Source organism: Bacillus sp. F56 (assembly GCF_001748205.1).
GTDB classification, from domain to species: domain Bacteria; phylum Bacillota; class Bacilli; order Bacillales; family Bacillaceae; genus Bacillus; species Bacillus stercoris.
The window spans coordinates 396,357-415,934 of record NZ_BDFC01000007.1 but is presented as its reverse complement, the minus strand read 5'-3'; the positions used below and the strand labels follow the sequence as shown (position 1 = coordinate 415,934).

Below are 19,578 nucleotides of genomic sequence, written 5' to 3'. Positions count from 1 at the left end.
ATGAAAAGCGCAGATGAGGATAAGTAGCCTTGATAAAGCTTTCCACAGAGAACCGGGTTAGCTGAGAACCGGCGAAGCTTTACAAGGTGAACTCGCCTCAGAGTGCCAGTCTGAAATGACAGTAGGACTTGGCCGGGTGAATTTGATTCACTCGTTACTAAAGCGGATAGAAATATCCATGAGACGGCCGACTAAGGCCGTAAACAAGGGTGGTACCGCGGAAAGAAAAGCCTTTTCGCCCCTTTTAGCTATCGCAGTTACTGCGCGGCTGATTGTGGGTGGAAGGGCTTTTTTTATTGAATAATCAGCTATCTAGCTAATGAAAAGATGATCTTTAAAGGATGAAAATCCAAAAGGAGGAACTAAAATGAGGACTAATGTACAGGTGGATTCAGCATCTGCCAAATGTACACAGACGATGAGCGGAGCATTAATGCTGATTGAATCATTAAAAAAAGAGAAAGTAGAAATGATTTTCGGTTATCCGGGCGGGGCTGTGCTTCCGATTTACGATAAGCTATACAATTCAGGGTTGGTACATATCCTACCCCGTCACGAACAAGGCGCGATTCATGCAGCGGAAGGATACGCAAGAGTCACTGGAAAACCGGGTGTCGTCATCGCCACATCAGGACCGGGAGCGACAAACCTTGTTACAGGCCTTGCTGATGCCATGATTGATTCATTGCCGTTAGTTGTCTTTACAGGGCAGGTGGCAACCTCTGTTATCGGGAGTGATGCATTTCAGGAAGCAGACATTCTAGGGATTACGATGCCGGTGACAAAACACAGCTACCAGGTTCGCCAGCCGGAAGATCTGCCGCGCATCATTAAAGAAGCGTTCCATATTGCAACAACTGGAAGACCCGGCCCAGTATTGATCGATATTCCGAAAGATGTAGCAACTATTGAAGGAGAATTCAGCTACGATCATGAGATGAACCTCCCGGGATACCAGCCGACAACAGAGCCGAATTACTTGCAGATCCGCAAGCTAGTAGAAGCCGTGAGCAGTGCGAAGAAACCGGTGATCCTGGCGGGTGCGGGCGTACTGCACGGAAAAGCATCAGAAGAATTAAAAAATTATGTCGAACAGCAGCAAATCCCTGTGGCGCACACCCTTTTGGGGCTCGGAGGCTTCCCGGCTGACCATCCGCTTTTCCTGGGGATGGCGGGAATGCACGGTACGTATACAGCCAATATGGCTCTTCATGATTGTGATCTTTTAATCAGCATCGGCGCCCGTTTTGATGATCGTGTCACAGGAAACCTGAAACACTTTGCCAGAAACGCAAAGATTGCCCACATCGATATTGATCCAGCTGAAATCGGAAAAATCATGAAAACACAGATTCCTGTAGTGGGAGACAGCAAAATTGTCCTGCAGGAGCTGATCAAACAAGATGGCAAACCAAGTGATTCAAGCGAATGGAAAAAACAGCTCGCCGAATGGAAAGAAGAGTACCCGCTTTGGTATGAAGAGAATGAAGAAGAGGGTTTTAAACCTCAGAAATTGATTGAATATATTCATCAATTTACAAAAGGAGAAGCCATTGTCGCCACGGATGTAGGCCAGCATCAAATGTGGTCAGCGCAATTTTATCCGTTCCAAAAAGCAGATAAATGGGTCACGTCAGGCGGACTTGGAACGATGGGATTCGGCCTTCCGGCGGCGATCGGTGCACAGCTGGCTGATAAAGATGCCACTGTCGTCGCGGTTGTCGGAGACGGCGGTTTCCAAATGACGCTTCAAGAACTCGATGTCATTCGCGAATTAAATCTTCCAGTCAAGGTAGTGATTTTAAATAACGCTTGTCTCGGAATGGTCAGACAGTGGCAGGAAATTTTCTATGAAGAACGCTATTCAGAATCTAAATTCGCATCTCAGCCTGACTTCGTCAAATTGTCCGAAGCATACGGCATTAAAGGCATCAGAATTTCATCAGAGGCGGAAGCGAAGGAAAAGCTGGAAGAGGCATTAACGTCAAGAGAACCTGTTGTCATTGATGTGCGGGTTGCCAGCGAAGAAAAAGTATTCCCGATGGTGGCTCCGGGAAAAGGGCTGCATGAAATGGTGGGGGTGAAACCTTGAAAAGAATTATCACATTGACTGTGGTGAACCGCTCAGGTGTGTTAAACCGGATCACCGGTCTATTTACAAAAAGGCATTACAACATTGAAAGCATTACAGTTGGACACACAGAAACAGCAGGCGTTTCCAGAATCACCTTTGTCGTTCATGTTGAAGGAGAAAATGATGTTGAACAGTTAACAAAACAGCTCAACAAACAGATTGATGTTCTGAAAGTCACAGACATCACAAATCAATCGATTGTCCAGAGGGAGCTGGCCTTAATAAAGGTCGTCTCCGCACCTTCAACGAGAACAGAGATTAATGGAATCATAGAACCGTTCAGAGCTTCTGTCGTCGATGTCAGCAGAGACAGCATCGTTGTTCAGGTGACAGGCGAATCTAACAAAGTTGAAGCGCTTATTGAATTGTTGAAACCTTATGGCATTAAAGAAATCGCGAGAACAGGTACAACGGCTTTTGCGAGGGGTACCCAGCAAAAGGCGTCATCCAATAAAACAATATCTATTGTATAAAACATAACAAGGGAGAGATTGAAATGGTAAAAGTATATTATAACGGTGATATCAAAGAGAACGTATTGGCAGGCAAAACAGTAGCGGTTATCGGATACGGTTCGCAAGGCCACGCACATGCCTTGAACCTTAAAGAAAGCGGAGTAGACGTGATCGTCGGTGTTAGACAAGGAAAATCTTTCACGCAGGCCCAAGAAGACGGACATAAAGTATTTTCAGTAAAAGAAGCGGCAGCCCAAGCTGAAATCATCATGGTTCTGCTTCCTGATGAACAGCAGCAAAAAGTATACGAAGCTGAAATCAAAGATGAATTGACAGCAGGAAAATCATTAGTATTTGCTCACGGATTTAACGTGCATTTCCATCAAATTGTTCCTCCGGCGGATGTTGATGTATTCTTGGTAGCGCCTAAAGGTCCGGGACACTTGGTCAGAAGAACATATGAGCAAGGAGCCGGCGTACCTGCATTGTTCGCAATCTATCAAGATGTGACTGGAGAAGCAAGAGACAAAGCTCTCGCATATGCAAAAGGAATCGGCGGCGCAAGAGCGGGCGTATTAGAAACGACATTTAAGGAAGAAACAGAAACAGATTTGTTCGGTGAGCAGGCGGTTCTTTGCGGCGGATTAAGCGCGCTTGTCAAAGCAGGATTTGAAACATTAACTGAAGCAGGTTATCAGCCTGAACTTGCATACTTCGAGTGTCTTCATGAGCTGAAATTAATCGTAGACCTTATGTACGAAGAAGGACTTGCAGGAATGAGATATTCAATTTCTGACACAGCACAGTGGGGAGATTTCGTATCAGGCCCTCGCGTTGTGGATGCTAAAGTAAAAGAATCGATGAAAGAAGTATTAAAAGATATCCAAAACGGTACATTCGCAAAAGAATGGATCGTCGAAAACCAAGTAAACCGTCCTCGTTTCAACGCTATCAATGCGAGCGAGAACGAACATCAAATCGAAGTAGTGGGAAGAAAGCTTCGTGAAATGATGCCGTTTGTGAAACAAGGCAAGAAGAAGGAAGCGGTGGTCTCCGTTGCGCAAAATTAATTTTTTCGATACGACGCTTCGTGATGGTGAACAGTCCCCTGGAGTGAACTTGAATACACAGGAGAAACTTGCCATAGCTAAGCAGCTCGAAAGACTCGGGGCAGATATCATTGAAGCGGGATTTCCCGCTTCGTCCCGAGGTGACTTTTTAGCTGTTCAGGAAATCGCTAGAACCATTAAAAATTGTTCAGTGACTGGTCTGGCCCGTTGTGTAAAAGGTGATATTGATGCTGCTTGGGAAGCGTTAAAGGATGGTGCTTACCCGAGAATTCATGTTTTTATCGCCACATCGGACATTCATTTGAAACACAAGCTGAAAATGACACGGGAGCAAGTCATTGAAAGAGCAGTTGAAATGGTGACATACGCAAAAGAACGTTTTCCGGTTGTGCAATGGTCAGCTGAAGATGCCTGCCGTACTGAGCTGCCGTTTCTGGCAGAAATCGTCGAGAAAGTGATTGACGCAGGCGCCAGTGTTATCAATCTTCCAGACACTGTCGGCTACCTGGCTCCAGCGGAATACGGAAATATCTTTAAATATATGAAGGAAAACGTTCCGAACATTCACAAAGCAAAGCTTTCAGCTCATTGTCATGATGATTTGGGAATGGCAGTTGCTAACTCTCTTGCTGCGATTGAAAATGGCGCTGATCAAATTGAATGCGCTGTGAACGGGATCGGTGAAAGAGCCGGAAACGCGGCATTAGAGGAAATTGCCGTTGCCCTTCATATCAGAAAAGATTTCTACCAAGTTGAAACAGGTATTACATTGAACGAGATTAAGAGAACAAGCGATTTAGTAAGCAAGCTGACCGGCATGGCTGTCCCGCGCAATAAAGCAGTTGTGGGCGATAATGCATTTGCTCATGAATCAGGCATCCATCAGGACGGCTTTTTAAAAGAGAAATCAACTTATGAAATTATTTCGCCGGAGCTTGTCGGTGTAACCGCAGATGCGCTTGTCCTAGGTAAACATTCTGGACGCCACGCATTTAAAGACCGGTTGACTGCTTTAGGATTCCAATTTGACAGTGAAGAGATTAATAAATTCTTTACGATGTTTAAAGAGTTGACTGAGAAGAAAAAAGAAATCACTGATGAGGATCTTGTTTCTCTTATTTTAGAAGAAAAAGTAACAGATCGCAAGATTGGGTATGAATTTCTTTCTCTGCAAGTACATTACGGAACTAGTCAGGTCCCTACGGCTACTCTTTCTTTGAAAAATCAAGAAAACGCAGAGCTTATTCAGGAAGCTGCAACTGGGGCCGGAAGTGTGGAAGCAATCTACAACACGCTTGAGCGCTGCATCGATAAAGACGTGGAGCTCTTAGACTACCGCATTCAGTCTAACAGAAAAGGCGAAGATGCATTTGCCCAGGTGTATGTAAGAGTTTTGGTGAACGGAAAAGAATCAGCAGGGCGGGGCATAGCGCAAGACGTATTAGAAGCATCAGCGAAAGCCTATTTGAACGCAGTAAACCGTCAATTGGTTTTCGAGTCGAATATGAGCGGACTTAAAAACCACACAGCTGTCGGATCATAAAAGAAAGGAGAACGGTTAATTTGAAGAAACGTATTGCTCTATTGCCCGGAGACGGGATCGGCCCTGAAGTATTAGAATCAGCGACAGACGTACTGAAAAGTGTTGCCGAACGCTTTAACCATGAATTTGAATTTGAATATGGCCTGATTGGAGGGGCGGCGATTGACAAACATAACAACCCCCTCCCAGAGGAAACCGTTGCCGCTTGTAAAAATGCAGATGCGATATTGCTTGGCGCTGTCGGCGGACCGAAATGGGATCAAAACCCTTCGGAGCTGAGACCGGAAAAAGGGCTGCTCAGCATCAGAAAACAGCTTGATTTGTTTGCGAATTTACGTCCAGTGAAGGTGTTTGAAAGCCTTTCTGACGCTTCCCCTTTGAAAAAAGAATACATCGATCATGTTGATTTTGTTATCGTCCGAGAGCTGACAGGCGGCTTGTATTTCGGCCAGCCGAGCAAACGCTATGTAAACACTGAAGGTGAGCAGGAAGCAGTAGACACCCTGTTTTATAAGCGGACGGAAATTGAACGCGTGATCAGAGAGGGCTTTAAAATGGCAGCAGCCAGAAAAGGAAAAGTAACCTCTGTTGATAAAGCAAACGTTCTAGAATCAAGCAGACTGTGGCGTGAAGTGGCCGAGGACGTTGCAAAAGATTTTCCTGATGTAAAGCTGGAGCACATGCTTGTGGATAATGCAGCCATGCAGCTGATTTATGCACCGAATCAATTTGATGTCGTGGTGACTGAAAATATGTTTGGTGACATTTTAAGCGATGAAGCGTCGATGCTTACAGGCTCACTCGGAATGCTCCCGTCAGCCAGCCTATCAAGCTCAGGTCTTCATCTGTTTGAGCCTGTTCATGGCTCCGCGCCTGATATTGCCGGCAAAGGGATGGCAAATCCATTCGCGGCCATATTGTCAGCGGCAATGCTTTTGAGAACATCTTTCGGGCTTGAAGAGGAAGCGAAAGCTGTAGAAGATGCGGTAAACAAAGTCTTGGCTTCCGGAAAAAGAACAAGAGACTTGGCACGGGGTGAAGAGTTCAGCAGCACTCAGGCCATTACGGAGGAAGTTAAGGCAGCAATCATGAGTGAAAATACAATTTCTAATGTGTGACAGCTTACGATAAGCGGTCTTAGTTCATAGGTAGAGGGAGGAAATAAAGATGATGCCTCGAACAATCATCGAAAAGATTTGGGATCAGCATATTGTAAAACATGGTGAGGGAAAACCCGATCTTCTCTATATTGATTTGCATCTCATTCATGAGGTGACGTCACCTCAGGCATTTGAAGGTTTGAGACAAAAGGGAAGAAAGGTCAGAAGACCCCAAAACACATTTGCGACAATGGACCATAACATCCCGACCGTCAATCGTTTTGAGATAAAGGATGAAGTTGCGAAACGCCAAGTAACGGCGCTTGAAAGAAACTGTGAAGAATTTGGCGTGCGCCTTGCCGATCTTCACAGTGTGGATCAAGGGATTGTCCATGTCGTCGGCCCTGAACTGGGCTTAACGCTTCCAGGGAAAACGATCGTGTGCGGCGACAGTCATACATCGACACATGGCGCTTTCGGCGCTCTTGCATTTGGAATCGGGACAAGTGAAGTTGAACATGTCCTTTCCACACAGACTCTTTGGCAGCAGCGTCCGAAAACACTTGAAGTGCGTGTAGATGGAACGCTTCAAAAAGGGGTAACGGCAAAGGATGTCATTCTTGCTGTCATCGGTAAATACGGTGTGAAATTCGGCACTGGCTACGTCATTGAATACACTGGGGAAGTATTCAGAAATATGACGATGGATGAACGAATGACCGTTTGCAACATGTCAATTGAAGCAGGAGCAAGAGCAGGTTTGATTGCACCGGACGAGGTAACGTTTGAATATTGCAAAAACCGCAAGTACACGCCAAAAGGCGAAGAATTTGACAAGGCTGTAGAGGAATGGAAAGCGCTGCGCACAGACCCGGGCGCTGTTTACGATAAATCTATCGTCCTTGACGGCAACGACATTTCTCCTATGGTGACATGGGGCATTAACCCGGGAATGGTTCTTCCTGTCGATTCTGAAGTTCCAGCGCCGGAAAGCTTTTCTGCAGAAGATGACAAAAAAGAGGCGATTAGAGCTTATGAATATATGGGGCTGACTCCCCATCAGAAAATCGAAGACATTAAAGTGGAGCACGTATTTATCGGTTCCTGCACAAATTCCCGCATGACTGACCTTCGTCAGGCTGCTGATATGATCAAAGGGAAGAAGGTAGCTGACAGCGTTAGAGCCATCGTCGTGCCAGGCTCCCAAAGTGTGAAGCTTCAGGCTGAACAAGAAGGGCTTGACCAGGTTTTCTTGGAAGCTGGATTTGAGTGGAGAGAGTCAGGCTGCAGCATGTGTTTGAGTATGAATAATGATGTTGTTCCTGAGGGAGAGCGCTGTGCGTCAACCTCTAACCGCAACTTTGAGGGCAGACAAGGAAAAGGTGCAAGAACACATCTCGTCAGCCCGGCAATGGCTGCGATGGCTGCCATTCACGGACACTTCGTTGATGTCAGAAAGTTTTATCAGGAAAAAACAGTTGTGTAAGGAGTGCGCGAGATGGAACCTTTGAAATCACATACGGGGAAAGCGGCCGTATTAAATCGGATCAATGTTGATACTGACCAGATTATTCCTAAACAATTTTTGAAGCGGATTGAAAGAACAGGCTATGGGCGTTTTGCATTTTTTGACTGGAGATATGATGCGAATGGTGAACCGAACCCTGAATTTGAATTAAACCAGCCTGTTTATCAAGGAGCTTCCATTTTAATAGCAGGAGAAAACTTCGGCTGTGGATCATCGCGCGAACACGCTCCGTGGGCGCTTGATGATTATGGGTTTAAAATTATCATTGCGCCGTCATTTGCTGATATTTTCCATCAGAACTGCTTTAAAAACGGGATGCTTCCAATCCGCATGCCATATGACAATTGGAAACAGCTAGTCAGCCAGTATGAAAACCAGTCATTGCAAATGACTGTTGACCTTGAAAATCAGCTGATTCATGACAGTGAAGGCAATCAAATTTCATTTGAAGTTGATCCGCATTGGAAAGAGATGCTCATCAACGGCTATGATGAAATTTCATTAACGCTGCTGCTTGAAGATGAAATCAAGCTATTTGAATCGAAAAGAAGCTCTTGGCTTCAAGCCTGAAGAAGCGGCCGGTCTTTGTCCGGCGGCTTTTTTTGCCTGGTGAAACCTTTCATTTCTTGTGTTTGTTCACAGGTGTTGATACACTTGAACAAAATAAATGCCTGAAAGGAATATAGGTATGACGCATGACAAGAAAAACGCAAAAATTATTCCTTTTCCTCATCTGAAAGACCGCCTCGTGGAAAAAGGGATGTCATCACTCAAGGAAAAAAAGTATCAAGAGGCGCTTGAGCTGTTTTCAGAAGCAATGAAATATGATGATACTGAATCTGATCTTCACTTAGGGAAGGCGATCTGCTTTTTAGAGCTGGGCGAGCTGGAAGAGGCAAAAAGTGTGTGCGAGAAGATGCTCAAAGAAGGTTATGGCCATTATTTTACGGTTTTGCAGGTGTACATGACCATCTTAATTCAGCTCAAAAAATACGAAGAAGTCAAAAGCACTATTGAAGCCGTTTTGGAAGAAAATCAGCTGCCGGCAGAAAGCGCCGAGCAATTTTACAAGCTGCTTGATTTCAGCCGGAAAATGACCGATCCGGATCGAGAGGACGAGGCTTGGGCTGAAGAATACGAGGATACAATTGACACCGAGAAAGTGCTGGCAAGCCCTGAGGAGCAAATGAATCTCATTCATTCCTTAAAAGACCGTAACGTAGCAAAGTATACAGGATTGCTCAAAACAATCCTTCAAGACCCCTCAGCCCACCCGATTATCAAAACGATGATTGTTATGCTGTTGGCCGAGCATGAGTACAGTAAACCTGTGCACATTAGTAAATTTGGCGAGTCGTTGACAATTGAACCGTCTGAGATTGTCCCGCCTGATGCCGCTCCGATTCTGCACCGTGTTCTCAGGGTGCTGGATGAGACACTTGGAAATGAAAATCCAACCTTGTATGCGGCCGTAGAAGAATTGTGGAGAAGACATCTATACGTTTTATATCCGTTCCAGCCGAAATTGCTGTCGGCTGATCTTTGGGCGGCTGCCCTGCATAAAGTCGGTTACGAGATGCACGGGATTGAAATTGAAAGAGAAGAACTTCATATGATGTATGAATTTACCGACAGAGAACTCGATGAAGCTTGCACAATGATAAAAGATATTGAAGAAATTTCTTATTTGTAAATCACGCCATATAGTTGAAAGCGCTATGTGTTATGTTATAATATAGTGGTTGTATTTGTGTATAACGGGTTATAAGAAATACGGTTGGACAGGCTTTGCAGTTCATTATTAACATCTATACATAATGACTCTGATCTTTGGCAGCTTTGTTTTTGTTGGACGAAGCCGAATGATTGCTTTAGAATGGAAGACCGACACAACCTGAATAGATTTTTGGAGGGAAACACATGTCTGTAAAATGGGAAAAACAAGAAGGCAACGAAGGCGTTTTAACGGTTGAAGTTGATGCTGAAACGTTTAAAACAGCACTTGATGATGCATTTAAAAAAGTAGTAAAACAAGTTTCAATTCCTGGATTCCGTAAAGGTAAAATTCCTCGCGGATTATTCGAACAGCGCTTTGGCGTAGAAGCTCTTTACCAAGATGCTTTGGATATTCTTCTTCCTGTAGAATACCCTAAAGCGGTTGAAGAAGCTGGAATCGAGCCTGTAGACCGTCCTGAAATCGATGTTGAGAAAATCGAAAAAGGCGAAAGCTTAATCTTCACTGCGAAAGTAACAGTAAAACCTGAAGTGAAGCTTGGCGACTACAAAGGCTTAGGCATTGAAAAAGACGATACAACTGTAACTGACGAAGATGTTCAAAACGAACTAAAAGCGCTTCAAGAGCGTCAAGCTGAGCTTGTTGTAAAAGAAGAAGGCGCTGTTGAAGAAGGAAACACAGTTGTTCTTGATTTCGAAGGATTCGTTGACGGCGAAGCATTCGAAGGCGGAAAAGCTGAAAACTACTCTCTAGAAGTAGGTTCTGGTTCATTCATCCCTGGCTTCGAAGATCAATTAGTCGGCCTTGAAGCAGGTGCGGAGAAGGATGTTGAAGTGACATTCCCTGAAGAGTACCATGCTGAAGATCTTGCAGGCAAACCAGCTGTGTTCAAAGTGAAAATTCACGAAATCAAAGCGAAAGAGCTTCCTGAGCTTGACGATGAATTCGCTAAAGATATCGATGAAGAAGTGGAAACACTCGCTGAATTAACTGAAAAAACTAAGAAACGTTTAGAAGAAGCGAAAGAAAACGAAGCTGACGCTAAATTGCGTGAAGAGCTTGTTCTGAAAGCTTCTGAAAATGCTGAAATCGATGTGCCGCAAGCAATGGTTGACACTGAGCTTGACCGCATGCTGAAAGAATTCGAACAGCGTCTGCAAATGCAAGGCATGAACCTTGAGCTTTACACTCAATTCTCAGGCCAAGATGAAGCTGCGTTAAAAGAGCAAATGAAAGAAGATGCTGAAAAACGCGTAAAATCTAACCTGACTCTTGAGGCGATTGCGAAAGCGGAAAACCTTGAAGTATCAGATGAGGAAGTTGATGCTGAGCTTACTAAAATGGCTGAAGCATACAACATGCCTGTTGAAAATATTAAACAAGCCATCGGTTCTACTGACGCGATGAAAGAAGATTTAAAAGTTCGCAAAGCAATTGATTTTCTTGTAGAAAACCGTTAATATGGTGCATAATAATAGTAATAATAAAACAGGGCGCGAATCATTCGTGCCTTGTTTTGTACAATTATGAGTTATCTCTTTTTCTTGGGGCAAGATAGTTAATGCAGGGCAGTTTTTTGTCATACATATAGAATGTGCAAGTCAGAAACACATTGTTACCGTCTTTTTGGAAAGTATGGTAAAATGCAATACATACTCGTTTCGTTTCAAGAATCATTTTCTTTTGCTCTGCCGGTAAAAGAAAAAGTGAGACAAGATTAAGGGGTGAAAGAATGTTTAAATTTAACGAGGAAAAAGGACAATTGAAATGCTCGTTCTGTGGAAAAACACAAGATCAGGTTCGTAAGCTTGTAGCTGGGCCTGGTGTATATATATGTGACGAATGTATCGAACTCTGCACTGAAATTGTAGAGGAAGAACTCGGAACAGAAGAAGAAGTAGAATTTAAAGACGTACCAAAGCCTCAGGAAATTCGTGAAATCTTGAATGAATATGTCATCGGCCAAGATCAAGCGAAGAAATCACTTGCTGTTGCTGTGTATAACCACTATAAGCGCATTAACTCCAACAGCAAAGTCGATGATGTTGAGCTTTCAAAAAGTAATATTTCATTAATCGGGCCTACAGGAAGCGGTAAAACCCTTCTGGCGCAAACGTTGGCTCGCATTTTAAATGTGCCGTTTGCGATTGCAGATGCTACATCTTTGACTGAAGCTGGATACGTGGGTGAGGATGTAGAGAATATTCTCTTGAAACTCATTCAAGCTGCTGATTATGATGTGGAAAAAGCCGAAAAAGGCATTATCTATATTGATGAAATCGATAAAGTGGCTAGAAAATCTGAAAACCCGTCTATCACACGTGACGTGTCAGGTGAGGGCGTACAGCAGGCATTGCTTAAAATTCTTGAGGGTACAGTGGCGAGTGTGCCGCCTCAAGGAGGACGTAAGCATCCTCATCAAGAATTCATTCAAATTGACACAACAAATATTTTGTTCATTTGCGGCGGAGCTTTCGATGGTATCGAACAAATCATCAAACGCCGTTTAGGCCAAAAAGTGATTGGATTCGGTGCTGACAACAAAGCTGCTGATCTTGAGAAAGAAGATCTTCTTTCAAAAGTGCTTCCTGAAGATTTGCTCCGCTTCGGGTTAATTCCTGAGTTTATCGGACGTCTTCCGGTTATTGCAAGCCTTGAAAAGCTGGACGAAGAAGCTTTGGTTGCGATCTTAACAAAACCGAAAAACGCTCTTGTTAAGCAATTCAAGAAAATGCTTGAGCTTGACAATGTTGAGCTTGAATTTGAAGAAGAAGCGCTTTCTGAAATCGCTAAAAAAGCGATTGAACGCAAGACTGGCGCACGCGGACTCCGTTCTATCATTGAAGGCATCATGCTTGATGTGATGTTTGAACTGCCTTCTCGTGATGACATTGAAAAATGTGTGATTACCGGGGCAACTGTGACACACGGAGAGCCTCCTCGCCTCTTATTAAAAGACGGCACTGAGGTTAGCCAAGATAAAACATCTGCATAAAGATAAACACAAACCTCCTGAATGAATTATTCAGGAGGTTTTTTGCATGTAAACTCTTCCGGAAAAACGTTTATTCCCGCCTCCTATGGGAGATACTAGCAATCAGAGGAATGAATTGGATACATAAATTGTTTTTCAGGAGGGACCACCATGAGTTGGACAGGGATCGCGTTATTTATTCAGCTGTTTTTTGGGATCATCATTGGTTTGTATTTTTGGAATTTGCTTAAAAATCAAAGGACACAAAAGGTCACAATAGATAAAGAATCAAAGAAGGAAATGGAGCAGCTTCGGAAAATGCGCGCTATCAGCTTGTCCGAGCCATTATCTGAGAAGGTCCGCCCCAAAAGCTTTCAAGATATTGTCGGACAGGAAGACGGTATTAAAGCATTAAAGGCGGCTTTGTGCGGACCGAATCCTCAGCATGTCATTGTCTATGGACCGCCGGGAGTTGGAAAAACGGCTGCTGCGCGGCTTGTGTTGGAAGAAGCAAAAAAACATAAACAATCACCGTTTAAAGAGCAAGCTGTTTTTGTGGAACTCGATGCGACAACAGCCCGTTTTGATGAAAGAGGAATTGCCGATCCGCTCATCGGCTCTGTCCATGACCCGATATACCAAGGGGCCGGAGCAATGGGGCAGGCTGGGATACCGCAGCCGAAGCAGGGGGCTGTTACTCATGCCCATGGCGGTGTGCTGTTTATTGATGAAATAGGGGAGCTGCATCCGATTCAAATGAATAAAATGCTGAAGGTGCTTGAGGACAGAAAAGTCTTTTTAGACAGTGCGTATTACAGTGAGGAAAATACACAAATTCCGAATCACATTCATGATATTTTTCAAAATGGGCTGCCGGCTGATTTTCGCCTGATTGGCGCAACCACAAGAATGCCAAACGAAATTCCGCCAGCTATCAGGTCCCGCTGTTTGGAGGTTTTTTTCCGCGAGCTTGAAAAGGACGAACTGAAAACTGTTGCCAAAACAGCAGCGGATAAAATTGAAAAAAATATCTCTGAAGAAGGCCTCGATCTGCTGACCAGCTATACGAGGAACGGACGGGAAGCTGTCAATATGATTCAAATCGCAGCGGGGATGGCTGTTACGGAGAATCGGAAAGACATTACCATTGAGGATATTGAATGGGTCATCCACTCTAGTCAGCTTACACCGAAGCATGAGCAAAAAATCGGTGTTGAACCGCAGGTCGGCATTGTAAATGGACTTGCAGTCTATGGGCCTAACAGCGGGTCGCTTCTGGAAATCGAAGTAAGTGTAACCGCGGCTCAAGATAAAGGATCAATTAATATCACAGGAATTGCTGAAGAAGAAAGCATCGGCAGCCAATCAAAATCAATCAGGCGAAAAAGCATGGCGAAGGGTTCGGTTGAAAATGTGTTAACCGTGCTCCGGACAATGGGAATGAAGCCGTCTGATTATGATATTCACATCAATTTCCCAGGAGGGGTTCCGATTGATGGGCCGTCAGCGGGCATCGCGATGGCGGCGGGGATTTTCTCGGCGATACATAAAATTCCTATTGACAATACCGTTGCGATGACAGGCGAAATCAGCTTGAACGGCCTTGTGAAACCTATCGGAGGCGTTATACCGAAAATAAAAGCGGCCAAGCAGTCCGGTGCGAAAAAGGTGATTATCCCACATGAAAATCAGCAGGCGATCTTAAAGCAGATTGACGAAATCGAGATTATTGCAGTGAAGACGTTCCAAGAAGTGCTTGATGAAATTTTAGTGAATCCGCCAACGGAACAAAAACCGTTCCATATTGAAATTAATAAAGAATCCGTTTAAACCCTATTTTTATAATAGGGTTTTTTTCATGAAGGACATCTTTTCCTTTTTCATATCAGAAAGAAAGGGTATACTACGAGGAGACTGCTTTATAGAAAATGGAACCATGCCGTTTATTGTACAAGGATGAAAAAGTTGTATTATAATGGTTCATACTAAAGTCACGGAGGTGTCAGTCACATGGCAGAAGAATTAAAACGCAGCATCCCGCTCCTCCCTTTAAGAGGTTTATTAGTGTACCCGACGATGGTTTTGCATTTAGATGTAGGACGTGACAAGTCGGTTCAGGCTCTTGAACAGGCAATGATGCATGATCATATGATATTTTTAGCCACTCAGCAGGATATTTCGATAGACGAACCTGGTGAAGACGAGATTTTCACTGTCGGCACCTATACAAAAATTAAGCAAATGCTGAAGCTTCCGAACGGTACGATTCGTGTGTTGGTGGAGGGCCTCAAGCGCGCCCAAATCGTTAAATATAATGAACACGAGGAATACACGTCGGTTGACATTCAACTCATTCATGAAGATGATTCAAAAGATACAGAAGACGAAGCGTTGATGCGGACTTTGCTAGACCACTTTGATCAGTACATAAAAATTTCTAAAAAAATCTCGGCCGAAACGTACGCCGCGGTTACTGATATCGAAGAGCCGGGGAGAATGGCAGACATCGTTGCTTCTTATCTGCCCCTTAAACTAAAGGATAAGCAGGATATTTTAGAAACGGCAGATGTCAAAGACAGGCTGAACAAGGTCATTGATTTTATTAATAATGAAAAAGAAGTGCTGGAGATTGAGAAAAAAATCGGCCAGCGTGTCAAACGTTCAATGGAACGTACGCAGAAGGAATACTATTTGCGTGAACAGATGAAAGCGATCCAAAAAGAGCTTGGCGATAAAGAAGGCAAAACTGGCGAAGTTCAGACGCTGACTGAAAAAATTGAAGAAGCAGGCATGCCTGATCATGTGAAGGAAACAGCCCTTAAGGAATTGAACCGATATGAAAAAATTCCGTCAAGTTCTGCGGAAAGCTCCGTCATCCGCAGCTATATCGACTGGCTGATTGCTCTCCCGTGGACGGATGAAACAGATGATAAGCTTGATTTGAAAGAAGCAGGACGTCTCTTGGACGAAGAGCATCACGGACTTGAAAAAGTAAAAGAACGTATTTTAGAATATTTGGCTGTCCAGAAGCTGACAAAATCCCTGAAAGGCCCGATCCTCTGTTTGGCAGGACCTCCAGGTGTCGGAAAGACGTCTTTAGCCAAATCAATTGCAAAAAGCTTGGGACGGAAATTCGTCAGGATCTCACTCGGAGGAGTACGGGATGAATCAGAGATCCGCGGACACAGACGAACCTATGTCGGAGCAATGCCGGGACGGATTATTCAGGGGATGAAAAAAGCCGGCAAGCTGAATCCAGTTTTCTTATTAGATGAAATTGACAAAATGTCATCTGATTTTAGAGGAGACCCGTCATCTGCTATGCTTGAAGTGCTTGATCCAGAGCAAAACAGCAGCTTCAGTGATCACTATATTGAAGAAACCTTTGATTTATCAAAAGTGCTGTTTATCGCAACGGCGAACAATTTGGCTACAATTCCAGGGCCGCTCAGAGATAGAATGGAAATTATTAATATCGCAGGCTACACAGAAATAGAAAAACTCGAAATCGTAAAGGATCACTTGCTTCCAAAGCAGATCAAAGAACACGGGCTGAAGAAAAGCAACTTGCAGCTGCGTGATCAGGCGATTCTTGATATTATTCGTTACTATACGAGAGAAGCGGGTGTAAGAAGCCTTGAACGCCAGCTTGCCGCAATTTGCCGTAAAGCTGCAAAAGCCATTGTTGCTGAAGAGCGAAAACGGATTACGGTTACTGAGAAGAACCTTCAAGATTTTATCGGAAAACGCATTTTCAGATATGGACAAGCTGAAACAGAGGATCAAGTTGGTGTAGTGACAGGGCTTGCGTATACAACCGTTGGCGGAGATACGCTTTCGATTGAAGTATCGCTTTCACCGGGAAAAGGGAAATTAATCCTGACTGGAAAGCTCGGAGATGTAATGAGAGAGTCAGCTCAGGCAGCATTCAGCTATGTGCGATCCAAAACAGAAGAACTTGGCATTGAACCTGACTTTCATGAGAAGTATGATATTCATATACATGTACCAGAGGGTGCGGTGCCTAAAGATGGTCCGTCAGCCGGCATTACGATGGCAACAGCACTTGTTTCTGCTTTAACGGGGCGGGCAGTTTCTCGTGAAGTCGGCATGACTGGGGAAATTACGCTTCGCGGGCGCGTGCTGCCAATCGGCGGACTGAAGGAAAAAGCGCTTGGCGCACATAGAGCGGGGTTGAAGACCATTATTGCGCCTAAAGAGAATGAAAAAGATATAGAGGATATTCCTGAAAGCGTCAGGGAGGGGCTGACATTTATATTGGCATCCCACCTAGACGAAGTTTTGGAACATGCCTTAGTAGGAGAGAAGAAATGAAAGTCACAAAGTCAGAAATCGTGATCAGTGCAGTAAAACCGGAACAGTACCCTGAAGGAGGGCTACCGGAAATTGCATTGGCCGGAAGATCAAACGTAGGAAAATCGTCTTTTATCAATTCATTAATCAATCGCAAAAATCTTGCGAGAACATCGTCAAAGCCTGGAAAAACACAAACGCTCAATTTCTATATTATCAATGATGAGCTGCATTTTGTGGATGTGCCGGGGTACGGTTTTGCCAAAGTGTCAAAGTCTGAGCGTGAAGCTTGGGGCAGAATGATTGAAACCTATATCACGACACGCGAGGAATTAAAAGCAGTGGTACAGATCGTTGATTTGCGGCATGCGCCATCCAATGATGATGTACAGATGTATGAATTCTTAAAGTATTACGGCATTCCTGTTATTATTATCGCTACAAAGGCGGATAAGATCCCGAAAGGAAAATGGGACAAACACGCGAAGGTTGTCCGACAAACATTAAATATTGATCCGGAAGACGAGCTGATTCTCTTTTCCTCAGAAACGAAAAAGGGGAAAGACGAAGCTTGGGGAGCGATCAAAAAAATGATAAACCGGTAGAGAATCCTCTACCGGTTTTATTTATCGTATAGATTTTTTCCGTTTTATCAATAATAACAATAAACTGATTCCAATAAAGACAAACGGCCAATACTCCTTCAGAAGTGCTGTTGGAATATGCGCAGACTCAAGCCACGCCATAATTTGTTTGAAAAAGTACAAAAACAGGGAAAAACAAATCATCGACACAGCCTCATATACATATTCTTTTTTTTGAACGGTTGAAACGAGTAGTGAGAAGCCGATCATAAAGAGAATCATTTCAAAATCATCCGGCCACCATACCCATTTCGGCTTGGCAAAAAAGTGTAAACCGATCCCGAAGAGAAGCAAACCGATAAAGAAATGGGGGGTAACGGCTTCTTTTTTTCCTTGATATACAAAGGCTGCGCCTAACAGCATGAGGAGAACAGGCCATTGATCCTGACCTGAAAACAGTTCCGCTTGGCCGCTTTCAAGCCAAGCATATAAAGAAGCGGCAAGCAGCAGACAAGGGAATAAAATTGATTTTTGTTTCATGCATATCACCTTCTTGTTTTTTAGAGCTGATGTGTAGTAAATTTCTGCTGTTTTTGGTATTGTCAATAGGAATGCTTCTTTTCCCTGAAGCTTTTTCTAATATAGCATAAGAATTTTAAAATCTGTTCACATTTTGTGAAAGAATCTATGTTATAATTATTATAAATAATGAGTTCTATGTTAGAATAATTATAAATTAAGATTGGGTGTTGGGGGTGTAATTAAAGCGATGCATATACTTGTTGTGGGAGTAGATTATAAATCCGCCCCTATTGAGATACGTGAAAAAGTAAGTTTTCAGCCGAATGAGCTGGCAGACGCGATGGTGCAGCTGAAAGAAGAGAAAAGCATTCTGGAAAACATCATTGTCTCCACCTGCAACCGCACTGAAATTTATGCGGTAGTCGACCAGCTCCATACCGGCCGTTATTATATAAAAAAGTTCTTAGCTGATTGGTTTCAATTAAGCAAAGAAGAGCTGTCACCGTTCTTAACATTTTATGAGAGCGATGCAGCTGTTGAGCATTTATTCCGTGTAGCCTGCGGATTGGATTCGATGGTGATTGGCGAAACGCAGATTCTCGGACAGGTACGCGACAGCTTTAAAACAGCTCAGCAAGAAAAAACGATCGGTACTATTTTTAATGAGCTGTTTAAGCAGGCTGTTACAGTGGGCAAACGGACTCACGCCGAAACAGACATTGGCTCAAATGCGGTGTCTGTAAGCTATGCTGCAGTTGAACTTGCTAAAAAAATCTTCGGAAATCTCTCAAGCAAGCACATATTGATTCTCGGTGCGGGAAAAATGGGCGAGCTTGCTGCAGAAAACCTGCACGGACAAGGAATCGGCAAGGTCACTGTCATTAACCGAACATACTTGAAAGCCAAGGAGCTTGCTGACCGTTTCTCCGGTGAAGCGAGAAGCTTGAATCAGCTTGAAAGCGCGCTTGCGGAGGCTGATATTTTAATCAGTTCAACCGGTGCAAGTGAATTTGTCGTGTCCAAAGAGATGATGGAAAACGCGAATAAGCTTCGCAAGGGACGTCCGCTGTTTATGGTGGACATTGCCGTGCCTAGAGATCTTGATCCGGCGCTGAATGATCTTGAAGGTGTTTTTCTTTATGATATCGACGATCTGGAAGGCATTGTAGAAGCGAACATGAAAGAGCGGAGAGAAACCGCTGAAAAAGTTGAACTGTTAATTGAAGAAACCATTGTCGAATTTAAACAATGGATGAATACACTTGGTGTTGTGCCGGTTATTTCTGCATTGCGCGAAAAGGCGCTTGCCATCCAGTCAGAAACGATGGACAGCATCGAGCGTAAGCTGCCTCACTTAAGCACAAGAGAGAAAAAACTGTTGAATAAACACACCAAAAGTATCATTAACCAAATGCTGCGTGATCCGATTTTAAAGGTGAAAGAGCTTGCAGCAGATGTTGATTCTGAAGAAAAGCTCGCGTTGTTTATGCAGATTTTTGATATTGAAGAAGCTGCGGGACGTCAAATGATGAAAACCCTTGAAAGCAGCCAGAAGGTCCACTCTTTTAAAAAGGCTGAATCAAAAGCGGGCTTTAGCCCACTTGTAAGTGAGTGAAAGC

Annotated in this window: 15 protein-coding genes and 1 other annotated feature; of the genes, 14 read left to right on the top strand and 1 reads right to left on the bottom strand. The window is 43.9% G+C overall.

What is annotated here, in order from left to right:
• Nucleotide 1 precedes the first annotated feature (1 nt).
• Nucleotides 2-246: a binding site (T-box leader), on the top strand.
• A gap of 121 nt (nucleotides 247-367) precedes the next feature.
• From ilvB to yihA, 13 genes are all read left to right on the top strand, one after another.
• Entirely contained in the window at nucleotides 368-2,092 is a 1,725-nt protein-coding gene (gene ilvB, locus BFW96_RS13355; RefSeq protein WP_069839666.1) for an acetolactate synthase large subunit, read from the top strand.
• Nucleotides 2,089-2,607, top strand: coding sequence for an acetolactate synthase small subunit (gene ilvN, locus BFW96_RS13350; protein ID WP_069150004.1), 519 nt, complete (start codon nucleotides 2,089-2,091; stop codon nucleotides 2,605-2,607). The genes ilvB and ilvN overlap by 4 nt, the downstream gene beginning before the upstream one ends.
• Before the next feature lie 23 nt (nucleotides 2,608-2,630).
• Entirely contained in the window at nucleotides 2,631-3,659 is a 1,029-nt protein-coding gene (gene ilvC / locus BFW96_RS13345; RefSeq protein WP_003222549.1) for a ketol-acid reductoisomerase, read from the top strand.
• Complete coding sequence (locus BFW96_RS13340) at nucleotides 3,646-5,202, top strand: 2-isopropylmalate synthase (protein ID WP_040082253.1); 1,557 nt, start codon at nucleotides 3,646-3,648, stop codon at nucleotides 5,200-5,202. Before ilvC ends, BFW96_RS13340 begins: the two co-directional genes overlap by 14 nt.
• A gap of 20 nt (nucleotides 5,203-5,222) precedes the next feature.
• Entirely contained in the window at nucleotides 5,223-6,320 is a 1,098-nt protein-coding gene (gene leuB, locus BFW96_RS13335) for a 3-isopropylmalate dehydrogenase (RefSeq protein WP_014664871.1), read from the top strand.
• Between the two features lie 49 nt (nucleotides 6,321-6,369).
• A complete protein-coding gene (gene leuC, locus BFW96_RS13330; protein WP_040082254.1) occupies nucleotides 6,370-7,788 on the top strand; it encodes a 3-isopropylmalate dehydratase large subunit in 1,419 nt (472 codons plus the stop codon).
• Nucleotides 7,789-7,800: 12 nt separating this feature from the next.
• Entirely contained in the window at nucleotides 7,801-8,400 is a 600-nt protein-coding gene (leuD, locus tag BFW96_RS13325) for a 3-isopropylmalate dehydratase small subunit (protein ID WP_014664869.1), read from the top strand.
• 118 nt (nucleotides 8,401-8,518) lie between these two features.
• On the top strand, nucleotides 8,519-9,523 hold the full coding sequence (gene ddcA, locus BFW96_RS13320; RefSeq protein ID WP_069839665.1) for a DNA damage checkpoint antagonist DdcA: 1,005 nt from the start codon (nucleotides 8,519-8,521) through the stop codon (nucleotides 9,521-9,523).
• Between the two features lie 227 nt (nucleotides 9,524-9,750).
• Complete coding sequence (gene tig, locus BFW96_RS13315) at nucleotides 9,751-11,025, top strand: trigger factor (protein ID WP_014480469.1); 1,275 nt, start codon at nucleotides 9,751-9,753, stop codon at nucleotides 11,023-11,025.
• A 272-nt stretch (nucleotides 11,026-11,297) separates the two neighbouring features.
• A complete protein-coding gene (clpX, locus tag BFW96_RS13310) occupies nucleotides 11,298-12,560 on the top strand; it encodes an ATP-dependent protease ATP-binding subunit ClpX (protein ID WP_003229613.1) in 1,263 nt (420 codons plus the stop codon).
• 150 nt (nucleotides 12,561-12,710) lie between these two features.
• Nucleotides 12,711-14,369 (top strand): ATP-dependent protease LonB, encoded by a 1,659-nt coding sequence (gene lonB / locus BFW96_RS13305; protein WP_040082257.1) that lies wholly within the window; start codon nucleotides 12,711-12,713, stop codon nucleotides 14,367-14,369.
• A gap of 180 nt (nucleotides 14,370-14,549) precedes the next feature.
• Nucleotides 14,550-16,874, top strand: coding sequence for an endopeptidase La (gene lon, locus BFW96_RS13300; RefSeq protein WP_069839664.1), 2,325 nt, complete (start codon nucleotides 14,550-14,552; stop codon nucleotides 16,872-16,874).
• Complete coding sequence (gene yihA, locus BFW96_RS13295; RefSeq protein ID WP_014114673.1) at nucleotides 16,871-17,458, top strand: ribosome biogenesis GTP-binding protein YihA/YsxC; 588 nt, start codon at nucleotides 16,871-16,873, stop codon at nucleotides 17,456-17,458. The genes lon and yihA overlap by 4 nt, the downstream gene beginning before the upstream one ends.
• A 21-nt stretch (nucleotides 17,459-17,479) precedes the next feature.
• Here yihA and BFW96_RS13290 read toward each other — a convergent pair whose 3' ends face one another.
• Nucleotides 17,480-17,977 carry a hypothetical protein gene (locus tag BFW96_RS13290; protein WP_069839663.1) on the bottom strand — a complete coding sequence of 166 codons (498 nt, stop codon included), beginning with the start codon at nucleotides 17,975-17,977 and terminating at the stop codon, nucleotides 17,480-17,482.
• 229 nt (nucleotides 17,978-18,206) lie between these two features.
• On the opposite strand from BFW96_RS13290, the gene hemA reads away from it, so the two are divergent.
• Nucleotides 18,207-19,574 (top strand): glutamyl-tRNA reductase, encoded by a 1,368-nt coding sequence (gene hemA, locus BFW96_RS13285; protein ID WP_014664862.1) that lies wholly within the window; start codon nucleotides 18,207-18,209, stop codon nucleotides 19,572-19,574.
• Nucleotides 19,575-19,578 lie beyond the last annotated feature (4 nt).